Annotated in this window: 11 protein-coding genes; 7 read left to right on the top strand and 4 right to left on the bottom strand. The window is 62.0% G+C overall.

The annotated features are described in order from the left end of the window. Positions 1-4: 4 nt before the first annotated feature. Positions 5-508 (bottom strand): M48 family metallopeptidase, encoded by a 504-nt coding sequence (locus IM317_RS02860; protein WP_033146715.1) that lies wholly within the window; start codon positions 506-508, stop codon positions 5-7. Between the two features lie 83 nt (positions 509-591). Between IM317_RS02860 and rlmG the strand changes: the two genes are divergently transcribed. After that, positions 592-1,728: a 23S rRNA (guanine(1835)-N(2))-methyltransferase RlmG gene (gene rlmG / locus IM317_RS02865; protein ID WP_010435862.1), complete on the top strand. Its 1,137-nt coding sequence runs from the start codon at positions 592-594 to the stop codon at positions 1,726-1,728. Positions 1,729-1,848: 120 nt separating this feature from the next. On the opposite strand, the gene IM317_RS02870 is transcribed toward rlmG, so the two are convergent. The 3 genes from IM317_RS02870 to lsrR all read right to left on the bottom strand — a co-directional run bounded on the left by IM317_RS02870 (position 1,849) and on the right by lsrR (position 6,680). Beyond that, complete coding sequence (locus IM317_RS02870) at positions 1,849-3,870, bottom strand: NADPH-dependent 2,4-dienoyl-CoA reductase (RefSeq protein WP_033146714.1); 2,022 nt, start codon at positions 3,868-3,870, stop codon at positions 1,849-1,851. A gap of 207 nt (positions 3,871-4,077) precedes the next feature. Beyond that, on the bottom strand, positions 4,078-5,676 hold the full coding sequence (gene lsrK, locus IM317_RS02875) for an autoinducer-2 kinase (protein ID WP_033146713.1): 1,599 nt from the start codon (positions 5,674-5,676) through the stop codon (positions 4,078-4,080). Positions 5,677-5,708: 32 nt separating this feature from the next. Next, complete coding sequence (lsrR, locus tag IM317_RS02880) at positions 5,709-6,680, bottom strand: transcriptional regulator LsrR (protein ID WP_033146712.1); 972 nt, start codon at positions 6,678-6,680, stop codon at positions 5,709-5,711. Between the two features lie 215 nt (positions 6,681-6,895). On the opposite strand from lsrR, the gene lsrA reads away from it, so the two are divergent. Genes lsrA through lsrG form a run of 6 tightly spaced genes read left to right on the top strand, consistent with a single transcriptional unit; the run spans position 6,896 to position 12,581 of the window. Next, positions 6,896-8,383, top strand: coding sequence for an autoinducer 2 ABC transporter ATP-binding protein LsrA (gene lsrA / locus IM317_RS02885; protein ID WP_033146711.1), 1,488 nt, complete (start codon positions 6,896-6,898; stop codon positions 8,381-8,383). Next, the gene (lsrC, locus tag IM317_RS02890) at positions 8,380-9,411 is read left to right on the top strand and encodes an autoinducer 2 ABC transporter permease LsrC (RefSeq protein ID WP_033146710.1); all 1,032 of its coding nucleotides are present in this window, start codon (positions 8,380-8,382) and stop codon (positions 9,409-9,411) included. The genes lsrA and lsrC overlap by 4 nt, the downstream gene beginning before the upstream one ends. Then, entirely contained in the window at positions 9,412-10,389 is a 978-nt protein-coding gene (gene lsrD / locus IM317_RS02895) for an autoinducer 2 ABC transporter permease LsrD (RefSeq protein WP_033146709.1), read from the top strand. A 1-nt stretch (position 10,390) separates the two neighbouring features. After that, positions 10,391-11,392 (top strand): autoinducer 2 ABC transporter substrate-binding protein LsrB, encoded by a 1,002-nt coding sequence (lsrB, locus tag IM317_RS02900; protein WP_033146708.1) that lies wholly within the window; start codon positions 10,391-10,393, stop codon positions 11,390-11,392. 11 nt (positions 11,393-11,403) lie between these two features. After that, positions 11,404-12,291 (top strand): 3-hydroxy-5-phosphonooxypentane-2,4-dione thiolase, encoded by an 888-nt coding sequence (gene lsrF / locus IM317_RS02905; protein WP_033146707.1) that lies wholly within the window; start codon positions 11,404-11,406, stop codon positions 12,289-12,291. Beyond that, positions 12,288-12,581, top strand: a complete 294-nt coding sequence (gene lsrG, locus IM317_RS02910; RefSeq protein WP_033146706.1) for a (4S)-4-hydroxy-5-phosphonooxypentane-2,3-dione isomerase — start codon at positions 12,288-12,290, stop codon at positions 12,579-12,581. The genes lsrF and lsrG overlap by 4 nt, the downstream gene beginning before the upstream one ends. Positions 12,582-12,636 lie beyond the last annotated feature (55 nt).

Raw genomic sequence — 12,636 nt, forward strand, 5'->3', positions numbered from 1 at the left:
TGCGCTATTCCGCATTACCATTTAACGATAAATGCGTAAGCCACAGGCGGGTATCAAACTCCAGCTGGTGGTACTGCGGCTCCATGTGGCAGCACAGGGAGTAGAACGCTTTGTCGTGCTCTTTCTCCTTCAGGTGCGCCAGCTCGTGGACGACGATCATCCGCAGAAACGCCTCCGGCGCGTGACGGAAAACCGTCGCGACGCGGATTTCGGCCTTCGCTTTCAGCTTGCCGCCCTGTACGCGGGAAATGGCGGTGTGCAGGCCAAGCGCGTTTTTCAGCACGTGGATCTTGTTGTCGTACATCACCTTGTTGATCGGCGGCGCGCTCTTCAGATACCGGCTTTTCAGATCCTGCGTATACTGCCAGAGGGCCTTATCGGTCGCGAAATCGTGCGTGCCGGGATAGCGTTTTTCCAGCACCGCGCCGAGCTTCTGCTCGGCAATCAGGCTGCGAACCTGAGTCAGTAAATGCTCCGGATAGCCCTGGAGATAAGTAAGTTGGTTCATCAAAAGCCCAAATTAATGCGAAAACGGGTATACTCACGCACCCTTTTCAGGGATACGCCAAATTTTACCATTCAGGAGGGCCGATGAGCCACTTAGACAACGGTTTCCGTTCACTCAACCTTAAACGTTTCCCGGAAACGGACGACGTTAACCCGCTCATGGCGTGGGAAGCGGCAGATGAATATCTGCTGCAGCAGTTGGATGAGACTGAAATCCGCGGCCCGGTTTTGATCCTGAATGACGCCTTTGGCGCGCTGGGCTGCGCCCTGGCGGAGCACACGCCATACAGCATCGGCGATTCCTACCTGAGCGAGCTGGCGACGCGTGAAAACCTGCGCCATAACGACATCGAAGAGTCCAGCGTGAAGTTCCTTGACAGCACCGCGGACTACCCGCAGGCGCCGGGCGTGGTGCTGATCAAAGTGCCAAAAACCATGGCGCTGCTGGAGCAACAGCTGCGCGCGCTGCGTAAGGTCGTGACGCCGGAAACGCGCATTATCGCGGGCGCTAAAGCGCGCGATATTCACACCTCGACGCTCGAGCTGTTCGAGAAAGTCCTCGGCCCGACCACCACGACGCTGGCCTGGAAAAAAGCGCGCCTGATCAACTGCACCTTCAGCGCGCCGGAGCTGGCCGACGCGCCGGAGACGCTGAGCTGGAAGCTGGAAGGCACCGACTGGACCATCCACAACCATGCGAACGTCTTCTCCCGCACCGGGCTGGATATCGGGGCGCGTTTCTTTATGGAACATCTGCCGGAAAATCTGGAAGGTGAGATTGTCGATCTGGGCTGTGGTAACGGCGTGATTGGCCTGACGCTGCTGGCGAAGAACCCGGACGCCAGCGTGGTGTTCAGCGACGAGTCGCCGATGGCGGTGGCCTCCAGCCGTCTGAACGTGGAAACCAACATGCCGGAAGCGCTGGACCGCTGCGAGTTTATGATCAACAACGCGCTGTCCGGCGTAGAGCCGTTCCGCTTCAACGCCGTGTTCTGCAACCCGCCGTTCCACCAGAAGCACGCCCTGACGGATAACGTCGCGTGGGAGATGTTCCACCACGCGCGCCGCTGCCTGAAAATCAACGGCGAGCTGTACATCGTGGCGAACCGCCACCTGGATTACTTCCACAAGCTGAAGAAGATTTTCGGCAACTGCGTCACCGTTGCGACGAACAATAAGTTCGTGGTGCTGAAGGCGGTGAAGCTGGGACGTCGTCGGTAAGATTAGGGATGTGCGGCCTGATGCCCTCACCCCGGCCCTCTCCCACAGGGAGAGGGAGCAAACGCTAAAAACGGCAACTGGGTTGCCGTTTTGCTTTTACCCTGGCCGCCCGGCAATGTCCTAGATCGCCAGAGCCAACTTCGTCCCCTGCGCAATTGCCCGCCGCGCATCCAGCTCCATCGCCACGTCGCATCCGCCAATCAAATGCACCGTTTTACCGGCTTCGCGCAGCGGATCGGCCAGATCGCGCTTCGGCTCCTGCCCGGCGCATAAAATCACATGATCCACACGTAACAGCTGCGGCTCGCCGCCGATCGTGACGTGCAGACCCTCGTCGTCGATCTTCTGGTAGCTCACCGCCGGGATCATCTTCACCCCGCGCGAGAGCAGAGTGGCGCGGTGGATCCAGCCCGTGGTTTTGCCCAGCCCTTCGCCCGGCTTGCTGGCCTTGCGCTGCAGCATCACGATCTGCCGCGGGCTTTTCGGCAGCTGCGGCCCTTCCGGGCGTAGCCCGCCGGACTGGTTCAGGCTGGTGTCGATACCCCATTCCACACAAAACTCGGCGATGTTCTGGCTGGTGGCCTCGCCCGGCTGGCTTAAGTACATGGCGGTATCAAAGCCGATCCCGCCGCAGCCGATAATCGCCACCTTCTCACCGACCGGCGTTTTGTCACGCAATACATCCAGATAGCTCAACACTTTAGGATGATCGATACCCTCGATCGCAGGCGTGCGCGGCACGATCCCGCTCGCCAGGATCACCTCGTCGAAACCGATCAGATCCGCCGCGCTGACAAACTGATTAAGCCGCAGCTCGACGCCCGTCAGGTCGATCATCCGGCGGTAGTAGCGCAGGGTTTCATAGAACTCCTCCTTGCCGGGGATCTGTTTGGCGATATTAAACTGCCCGCCAATCTCCGCCAGCGCATCAAACAGCGTCACGCTGTGCCCGCGCGAGGCGGCATTCACCGCAAACGCCAGGCCCGCGGGGCCAGCGCCCACCACGGCCAGGCGCTTTTTACTGACCGCCGGAACGACCGGCATTTTGGTTTCATGACAGGCGCGCGGGTTAACCAGGCAAGAGGTGACCTTGCCGACGAAGATCTGATCCAGACAGGCCTGGTTACAGCCGATGCAGGTGTTGATCTCGTCCGCACGGCCGCTTTGCGCTTTGGAGAGCAGTTCGGCATCGGCCAGGAACGGGCGCGCCATCGACACCATGTCGGCGTCGCCGCGTGAAATCACATCGTCCGCTACCTGCGGATCGTTAATGCGGTTGGTGGTGACCAGTGGAACAGAGACTTTGCCTTTCAGCTTCCGTGTTACCCAGCTGAACGCCGCGCGCGGCACTGGCGTGGCGATGGTCGGGATGCGCGCCTCGTGCCAGCCAATCCCGGTGTTGATAATGGTAGCGCCTGCGGCTTCAATCGCCTGCGCCAGCTGCACGGTTTCGTCGAACGTGCCGCCGCCTTCCACCAGGTCGAGCATCGACAGGCGGAAGACGATAATAAAGTCTGCGCCCGCACGTTCGCGCACCGCGCGCACCACCTCCACGGCAAAGCGCATCCGGCGGGCATAGTCGCCGCCCCATTCGTCGTCGCGCTGGTTGGTGCGGGCCGCGAGGAACTCGTTAATCAGATAGCCTTCAGAGCCCATCACCTCCACGCCGTCGTAGCCCGCCTCGCGCGCCAGCGCCGCACAGCGGGCAAAGTCGTCGATCAGCGCCAGGATCTCATCGTGGCTGAGGGCATGAGGTTTAAAGCGGTTGATTGGCGCCTGAATGGCCGACGGCGCGACCAGGTTCGGCTGATAGCTGTAGCGTCCGGTGTGCAGGATTTGCAGGGCGATTTTACCGCCCTCGCGGTGTACCGCGTCGGTCACAATGCGGTGGTGCGGCAGCTGTGACGCATCGTTCAGAACCGCGCCGCCCTCCATGCCCACGCCGGAAAGAGCAGGGGCCACGCCGCCGGTGACAATCAGCGCCACCCCGTGGCGGGCGCGCTCGGCATAGAAGGCTGCCAGACGCTCGGCCCCGTCCGGATGCTCCTCCAGCCCGGTGTGCATCGAGCCCATCAACACGCGGTTTTTGAGTGTGGTGAACCCCAGATCGAGAGGGGCGAATAACGACGGGTAGCGGCTCATAGTCTCTTCCAGTGTAAAATTATTGTTATGTGGTCGGATGAGTTACTAATTTAGCCAGCGGGAGCGGAAAGGTAAAAGCGGGATCGAATGATTGTGATAGATCTCAAAGAACTTCGCCCCTCACCCTAACCCTCTCCCCAAAGGGGAGAGGGGACTGGCTGGTGCGGTCTCAAAGAATTGGCTCGCTCTGATTTTTTCCCTCTCCCCTCAGGGGAGAGGGGCAGGGTGAGGGGTGTGGGTTTTTACTAACCCCGGGGCCTGCCACATCGACGTCGTCAGCCCGCTGTCCACCAGCCCGAGCTGGTCCGCGTACACTGCCTGCCATTTCTGCATCATGCCGTCGTACAGCTCGCGGTGCTGCGGGTTCGGCGTGAACTCGCGGCTCCACTTCACCAGCCGCTCGCCCGTCGAGGCCATATCCGCAAACAGCCCCGCGCCCGCGCCCGCGGCAATCGCACAGCCGAGCGCCGTCGCCTCTTTCACTTCCGGCACGCGCACCGGCAGCCCGGTGACGTCGCTTAAAATCTGGCTCCACAAGGCGCCTTTGGCCCCGCCGCCCGCAAACACCAGGCTTTCAAACGTCACGCCGGAGAAGCGCGAAATCTGTGCCAGGTTGCAGGCCGAGACAATCGCCGCGTTCTCCTCCAGGGCGCGGAACAGCGTCGCTTTGTTGCACTTTTCCGGGTCGATGGAGAGGTTAATAAACGACGGCGCGGCGTGGTACCACTGCTTGAAATGCATCGCGTCGGAGAAGATCGGCATCACCCCGTGGGAGCCCGCCGGTACGCGGCTCGCCATCTCTTCCAGCAGGGAATAGGTGTCCATCCCCATCCGCTCGGCAATCAGCTTTTCCTCGGCGCAGAAGGCGTCGCGGAACCAGCGCATGGTCAGCCCGGTAAAGAAGCTGATCGACTCCGCCTGCGCCATGCCGGGGATAACGTGCGGGTTCACGCGGATGTTCATCTCGGGGTCGGTGCGCACCTGCGGCAGATTGACCACCTGCTGCCAGAAGGTGCCGCCCAGCACCGCCGTTTGTCCGGCGCGGACCACGCCCAGCCCCAGGCAGCCCAGCTGCACGTCGCCGCCGCCCATCACCACCGGCGTGCCTTCGCGCAGGCCGCTCTGCTGGGCGGCCTCTTTGGTAATCGCGCCCAGCACGGTGCCGGTCTCTTTTACCGGGGAGAGAATATCGGCGCGCAGCCCGGCCATGTCGAGCAGCGCCGGACGCCAGTCGCGGGAGAAGAGATCCAGCATGCCGGTGGTGCCCGCGTTAGACGGGTCAACAGCCAGCTCGCCGGAGAGCTTCGCCGCCAGCCAGTCGCTGATCATGGTGATGGTGGCGGCTTTACGGTAGATGTCAGGACGATGGTGCGCCAGCCACAGCAGGCGCGGCATGGCGCTCAGCGCCAGCGTCTGGCCGGAAACCTCATACACCTGGGATTCAAAACGGTCGTCGTGGATCTCTTTGAGTTCGGCCACCTCGCGGCTGGCGCGGGCGTCGACGTTGGCGCAGGCCCAGATGGCCTCGCCGTCGCGGTCGTACAGCACGATCCCTTCGCGCATCGAGCAGCAGGCGACGGACTGAATATCCGCCGTGCTCAGGCGCGCACGTTCCAGCGCCTGATGAATGCACCGGCAAGCCAGCTGCCAGTTGGTCTCCAGATCGAACTCCATCGATCCCGGCACGTTCTCCACGCTCAGGTGCTTCCACTCGGCCTGGCCGACGGCAATCTGGTTGCCCTGTAAATCGAAAATCACGGCGCGAACGCTGCCTGTCCCTGCATCTAACGCTAAAAGGTAACTCATGAGCTTGCCTCGTTGTTAGCGCAGGGCGGCTCTTAGTCGGCCAGAGCCAGCACCGCGCGGGCTGTCGTCTCCTCCGTCACCAGGCCATTGATACGGCGACCCTTCAGTGCGGCATAAATCGCATCGGCTTTCTCTTCCCCTCCGGCCACGCCAACGATGGTGGGCAGCTGCGCCAGTTCATCGAGCGTGACGCCCAGCAGTTCTTTGTGGATCTCCAGCTCCTCGACGCATTCCCCTTCGGCATTGAGGAAATAACCGAGAATGTCGCCGATCGCCCCTTTGCGGGCGTACATCAGCTGTTCACCTTCGCTGATATAGCCGGATCGCAGTATCGTGGCGTCACGGCGCTGGTTCACTGAACCAATGCCGACCACCGCCACGTCGGCGGCGGTCGCGGCGAGGATCACGTCCCGCACGCTGGTCTCGCGTTTTAAGATCCCGGCCACCTCTGCGGATGACACGCGAAGCGGGGCGGGGATCATGCTGACGCTGCAGGCCGCGTCCAGCTGGCCAATACCGGTCATGTACGGCCCGACGCCGCCGGAGAGCGTCACCAGGCGGATCTGCTGCGAGCTGATAAAGCCGCTCAGGTGCTGCAGGCTGCTCATGGTGGTTTCACCAAATCCCACCGCTAATAGCTGGCCGGGCTCCAGTATGCCCATCAGCGACTGCGCCGCGCCAATGCCGAGCCGCACGTTCATCGGCGGCGTATTTAACGCGGGCATCACGCGCACCAGCTTCAGGCCAAAGCGCTGCTGTAGCTCGGTCTCCAGCGCCAGGCAGCCCTCGTAGCGGGAGTTGATCTGCACGCGGATCACCCCGGACTGACGGCCTTTTTCCAGCAGGCGGGAGATTTTCAGGCGCGGCAGCCCGAGCCGCTCGCCGATGTCGTTCTGGGTTAATCCGTCGTGGTAGTAGCACCAGGCCACGCGCGCCACCAGCTCCTCTTCCGCCAGTGCCAGCCCGGCAAACCGTCCTTCTTCCGCAGTGCGTTTATCGCTCATAGTTGAACTCTTATAAAAATTTAGATCATATGTTCGTGATGACGCGAAGGGAAAGTGTGAGCCACGCGACAAAACGGATCTTTTAGATCGTTTCTGGTTTATCTGTATCTCAATCGATAAAACTGTGATCCCTGCACGGTTGTAAATATAGTTCACCGTCTACGCTTTTGAACATTATTAAATCTAAAAATCATTTGTTCAATAGCGGAGCGATGATGACACCACTTCTCGACGCGCAGAATATCAGCAAGCAGTTCTCAGGCGTGCCGGTCTTAAAAGGCATTGATTTCACGCTGATTGCGGGCCAGGTGCACGCACTGATGGGCGGAAACGGCGCGGGAAAATCGACGCTGATGAAGATAATCGCCGGGGTTGAAACGCCGGACGGCGGTGAACTTTCTGTCGAGGGGCAGTCATATGCGCGGCTCACGCCCGCTCAGGCGCACGGGTTAGGCATTTATCTGGTGCCGCAGGAGCCGCTGCTGTTCCCCAACCTGACGGTGCGGGAAAACATCCTGTTTCGCCTGCCGCGCGAACGCGATCTGGAAAAGCGCCTGGCGGAGAAGCTCCAGCAGCTCCAGTGCCAGCTTAACCTCGACGCCGCCGCCAGCACCCTGGAAGTGGCGGATCAGCAGATGGTGGAGATCCTGCGCGGGCTGATGCGCAACGCCAGGATCCTGATCCTCGACGAACCCACGGCCTCCCTCACGCCCGGCGAAACCGAGCGGCTGTTCCGCCAGATCCGCGCCCTGCAGGCGCTCGGCGTCGGGATTGTCTTTATCTCGCACAAGCTGCCGGAGATTCGCCAGCTGGCAAGCCACGTCTCGGTGATGCGCGACGGCGCGGTGGTGCTGAGCGGTGAAACCGCGCAGTTTGACGACAGCGCCCTGATCGCCGCCATGACGCCGGTAAGCCGGGAGAAATCCCTCAGCGATACGCAAAAGCTGTGGCTGGCGCTGCCGGGCAACCGCCGCACCCAGCCGCAGGATTTCCCGGTGCTGCGGGTGGAGGATCTCACCGGGGAAGGCTTTATCGATCTCAGCCTTGAGATCTACGCCGGCGAGATCGTCGGCCTGGCCGGGCTGGTGGGATCCGGGCGCACCGAGTTTGCGGAAACGCTCTACGGCCTGCGGCCGGTACGCGGCGGACGCGTCTGGCTGGAGAATCAGGACATTACCGCCGAGCCGGTAAGTTCACGCCTGGAAAAAGGGCTGGTCTACCTGCCGGAAGACAGGCAGGTGTCCGGCCTGTTCCTCGACGCGCCGATCCGCTGGAACACGGTGGCGCTGAACGAGCCGTCGATTTGGCAGCAGCGCAAGCGGGAGTCGGCGGTGGTGGAGCGCTATCACCGGGCGCTGGGGATCAAGCTCAACCATGCGGATCAAACCGTGCGCACGCTCTCCGGCGGCAACCAGCAGAAGGTGCTGCTGGCGCGCTGTCTGGAGGCCAACCCCTTATTGCTGATCGTCGATGAACCGACGCGCGGGGTGGACGTCTCGGCGCGCGCCGACATCTACCAGCTGATAAAAAGCGTGGCGGCGCAGAACGTGGCGGTGCTGATGATCTCAAGCGATCTTGACGAGTTCCCGGGCCTTGCGGACCGCGTGCTGGTGATGCATCAGGGCGTGCTCAGCGGCGAGCTGCCGCGCCACGCCGTCAGCCTCGACAGGATGATGGCGCTGGCATTCGGAGGGCAGTCATGAAGACCTTGCTGAAAAACCGCGAGCTGAGCGCGTTCCTCGCCATTCTGGCGCTATTCGCCGTGCTGGTGGCGCTGAATCCGTCCTACTTCAGCCTGCAGACGCTGGGGATGATTTTCGCCAGCTCGCAGATCCTGATCCTGCTGGCCATCGGTGCCGCGCTGGTGATGCTGACCCGCAATATCGACGTGTCCGTTGGCTCAACCGTCGGGCTGTCCGCCATTGCCGTCGGCGTGGCGCTGAACAGCGGCTACAGCCTGCCCGTTTCCATTCTCTTCGCCCTGTCTACTGGCGCGCTGGCCGGGGCGTTCAACGGGTTTCTGGTGGTGGGGCTGCGCATCCCGGCGATTGTCGCCACCCTCGGCACGCTGGGGCTGTACCGCGGCGCGATGCTGCTCTGGACCGGCGGAAAGTGGATTGAGGGGCTGCCGCCCGGGCTGAAATCCCTCTCTGAGCCTGCCGCCATCGGCATTTCGCCGCTCGGCATGCTGGTGTTGATTATCGCGGTCACGGGCGCGTGGACGCTGTCGCGCACCGCGTTCGGGCGTGATTTCTACGCGGTGGGGGATAACCTCGCCGCCGCGCGCCAGCTGGGCGTGGCGGTGAACCGCACCCGCATGATCGCCTTTACCCTCAACGGCATGCTGGCGGCCTGCGCCGGGATCGTCTTTGCCGCGCAGATTGGCTTTGTGCCCAACCAGACCGGCAGCGGGCTGGAGATGAAGGCCATCGCCGCCTGCGTGCTCGGCGGTATTTCGCTGCTGGGCGGCACGGGCACGCTGATTGGCGCGCTGCTCGGGGCCTTCTTCCTGACCCAAATCGATACCGTGCTGGTGCTGTTCAGGTTCCCGGCGTGGTGGAACGACTTTATCGCCGGGCTGGTGCTGCTGGGCGTTTTGGTGCTCGACGGACGCCTGCGCCAGGCGCTGGCGCGCCATCAGCGGGCGCTGAAGTACGGTCGTTTTCAGCCGGGTAACAAAGGGGGAAAGCACGTCACCCCGTTTCCCAAACGCAAAAAAGAGGTGGCGTAAATGAGGCTTAACTGGGAAAGCGCGCTGCTGATTTTACTGGTGCTGGAGATCCTGCTCTTTGGCGCCATCAACCCGCGCATGCTCGACGTCAACATGCTGCTGTTCAGCACCAGCGACTTCATCTGCATCGGCATCGTGGCGCTGCCGCTTACGCTGGTGATTATCAGCGGCGGGATCGACATCTCCCTCGGCTCAACCATTGGACTGTGCGCCATCGCGCTGGGCGTGATGATGCAGGCGGGGTGGCCGATGGCGGTCGCTATTCCATTGACGCTGCTGCTCGGCCTGCTGTGCGGATTATTTAATGCCGCGCTTATTTACTACACCGGCATCAGCCCGCTGGTGATCACCCTCGGCACGCTTTACCTCTACGGCGGCGGCGCGCTGCTGCTCTCCGGCATGGCGGGCGCGACGGGCTACGAGGGCATTGGCGGTTTCCCGGACGGCTTCACGGCGTTCGCTAACCTCACGGTGCTGGGCCTGCCGATCCCGCTGGTGCTGTTCGCGGTGATTACGTTTTTCTTCTGGCTGATTACCCACCGAGGGCGCTTTGGTCGCCATCTGTTTTTGATCGGGCAAAATCCGCGCGCGGCGCGCTATGCGGCGCTGTCGGTGAACGGCGTGCCCTACGCGCTGTACGGGCTGGTGGGCGTGGCCTCGGCGGTTGCCGCGCTGGTGATGGTCTCCTATTTCGGCTCCGCGCGTTCGGATCTGGGGCGTGATTTGCTGATGCCCGCGCTCACCGCCGCCGTGCTCGGCGGGGCCAATATCTACGGCGGGTCAGGTTCGGTTGTTGGTACGGCGCTGGCGGCGCTGCTGGTGGGGTATCTGCAGCAGGGTTTTCAGATGGTCGGCATCCCTAACCAGGTGTCGAGCGCGCTGTCAGGGGCGCTGCTGGTTGTGGTGGTGATGGGACGTTCGCTGAGTCTGCACCGCGAGTGGGTGCGTTCTCTCTTTAGAAAACTATCCGGAGCGTAAGATGAAAACAAAACTGATAGTCCTGGCAATGGCCCTCAGCTTCGCCTCGGCGCAGGCGGCGGACCGCATCGCCTTTATCCCGAAGCTGGTGGGCGTGGGGTTCTTCACCAGCGGCGGCAACGGCGCGAAAGAGGCGGGGAAAGATCTCGGCGTGGACGTGACCTACGACGGCCCAACCGAGCCGAGCGTCTCCGGGCAGGTGCAGCTCATCAATAACTTCGTTAACCAGGGCTATAACGCCATTATCGTCTCCGCCGTGTCGCCGGACGGCCTCTGCCCGGCGCTCAAGCGCGCGATGCAGCGCGGCGTCAAAGTCCTGACCTGGGATTCCGACACCAAACCGGAGTGCCGCAGCATCTACATCAACCAGGGGACGCCGGAGCAGCTGGGCGGCCTGCTGGTGGAGATGGCGGGCAAACAGGTCACCAAACCGAACGCTAAAGTGGCGTTCTTCTACTCAAGCCCGACCGTCACCGACCAGAACCAGTGGGTGAAAGAGGCGAAGGCCAAAATCGAGAAAGATCACCCCCAGTGGCAGGTCGTGACGACCCAGTTTGGCTATAACGACGCCACCAAATCCCTGCAAACCGCCGAAGGGATCTTAAAAGCGTATCCGGATCTGGATGCGATTATCGCCCCGGACGCCAACGCGCTTCCAGCGGCGGCGCAGGCGGCGGAAAACCTGAAGCGGGAAGGGGTGGCGATTGTCGGCTTCAGCACGCCGAACGTGATGCGCCCGTACGTTGAGCGCGGCACGGTGAAAGCCTTCGGCCTGTGGGATGTCGTACAACAGGGCAAAATTGCGGTCAACGTCGCCGATCGCCTGCTGAAAAAAGGCGATCTTAACGTCGGCGACAGCGTGGACGTAAAAAATATCGGCGCGCTGAAGGTCGAGCCGAACAGCGTGCAGGGCTACCAGTATGAGGCGAAGGGCAACGGCATCGTGCTGCTGCCGGAGCGCGTGGTGTTCACCAAAGAGAACATCAGCAAATACGATTTCTGACGGGGGAGCAAATGGCTGATTTAGACGACATCAAAGACGGCAAGGATTTTGGCATCGGCACGCCGCAGCAGAATGTGCCGTACACCCTGAAGGGCTGCGGCTCGCTGGACTGGGGCATGCAGTCCAGGCTTGCGCGCATCTTCAACCCGCAGAGCAACCGCACGGTGATGCTGGCCTTTGACCACGGCTACTTTCAGGGGCCGACCACCGGCCTTGAGCGTATCGATCTCTCTATAGCGCCGCTGTTTGGCGAAACCGACGTGCTGATGTGCACCCGCGGCATCCTCAGGAGCCAGGTGCCAGCCGCGACGAACAAACCGGTGGTGCTGCGCGCCTCCGGCGGTAACTCGATTCTGGGCGAACTGTCCAACGAGTGCGTGGCGGTGGCGATGGAGGACGCGCTGCGCCTGAACGTCTGCGCGGTGGCGGCGCAGGTGTATATCGGCAGCGAGTTTGAGCATCAGTCGATCAACAACATCATCAAGCTTGTCGATGCGGGCGCGCGCTACGGTATGCCGACGCTGGCGGTGACGGGCGTCGGTAAAGAGATGGCGCGCGACGCGCGCTATTTCTCGCTCGCCAGCCGCATCGCGGCCGAAATGGGGGCGCAGTTCGTCAAAACCTACTACGTGGACGAGGGCTTTGAAAAAGTGACCGCCAGCTGTCCGGTGCCGATCGTTATCGCCGGGGGCAAAAAGCTGCCGGAGCACGAGGCGCTGGAGATGTGCTGGCGGGCTATCGATCAGGGGGCGTCGGGCGTGGATATGGGACGCAACATCTTCCAGTCCAGCGCGCCGCTCGCCATGCTGAAGGCGGTGAAAAAAGTGGTTCACGAGAACTGGAACGCCCGCGATGCGTTCCAGTTCTGGCAGGATGAGAAACAGGGAGAAGCAAAATGAACGTGACGCTGGTGGAGATCAACATTAAGCCCGAGCGGGTAGACGAGTTTCTGGAGGTGTTTCGCGCTAACCACGAGGGGGCAATCCAGGAGTCGGGAAACCTGCGTTTTGACGTATTGCAGGACCCGAGGGTGAAGACCCGGTTCTTTATCTACGAAGCCTATAAAGACGAAGAGGCGGTGCTGGCGCACAAGCAAACCCCGCACTATCTGGCGTGCGTGGATAAGCTCGAAGAGCTGATGTCGGAGCCGCGCAAGAAACGCAGTTTTGTGGGGCTGTTGCCGGAGTAACAGGCGTTATAAAGGTTTTGTAGGCCGGGTAAGCGCTAGCGCCACCCGGCGTTGT

It is taken from the genome of Enterobacter cloacae complex sp. S3 (assembly GCF_014930495.1).
Taxonomy (GTDB): Bacteria; Pseudomonadota; Gammaproteobacteria; order Enterobacterales; family Enterobacteriaceae; genus Enterobacter; species Enterobacter asburiae_B.

Coding starts and splice junctions, on each gene's coding strand:
- lsrC (WP_033146710.1), top strand. CDS start 8,380: ATGAAGACCTTGCTGAAAAACCGCGAGCTGAGCGCGTTCCTCGCCATT.
- lsrA (WP_033146711.1), top strand. CDS start 6,896: ATGACACCACTTCTCGACGCGCAGAATATCAGCAAGCAGTTCTCAGGC.
- IM317_RS02860 (WP_033146715.1), bottom strand. CDS start 508: ATGAACCAACTTACTTATCTCCAGGGCTATCCGGAGCATTTACTGACT.
- lsrB (WP_033146708.1), top strand. CDS start 10,391: ATGAAAACAAAACTGATAGTCCTGGCAATGGCCCTCAGCTTCGCCTCG.
- rlmG (WP_010435862.1), top strand. CDS start 592: ATGAGCCACTTAGACAACGGTTTCCGTTCACTCAACCTTAAACGTTTC.
- IM317_RS02870 (WP_033146714.1), bottom strand. CDS start 3,870: ATGAGCCGCTACCCGTCGTTATTCGCCCCTCTCGATCTGGGGTTCACC.
- lsrK (WP_033146713.1), bottom strand. CDS start 5,676: ATGAGTTACCTTTTAGCGTTAGATGCAGGGACAGGCAGCGTTCGCGCC.
- lsrD (WP_033146709.1), top strand. CDS start 9,412: ATGAGGCTTAACTGGGAAAGCGCGCTGCTGATTTTACTGGTGCTGGAG.
- lsrF (WP_033146707.1), top strand. CDS start 11,404: ATGGCTGATTTAGACGACATCAAAGACGGCAAGGATTTTGGCATCGGC.
- lsrG (WP_033146706.1), top strand. CDS start 12,288: ATGAACGTGACGCTGGTGGAGATCAACATTAAGCCCGAGCGGGTAGAC.
- lsrR (WP_033146712.1), bottom strand. CDS start 6,680: ATGAGCGATAAACGCACTGCGGAAGAAGGACGGTTTGCCGGGCTGGCA.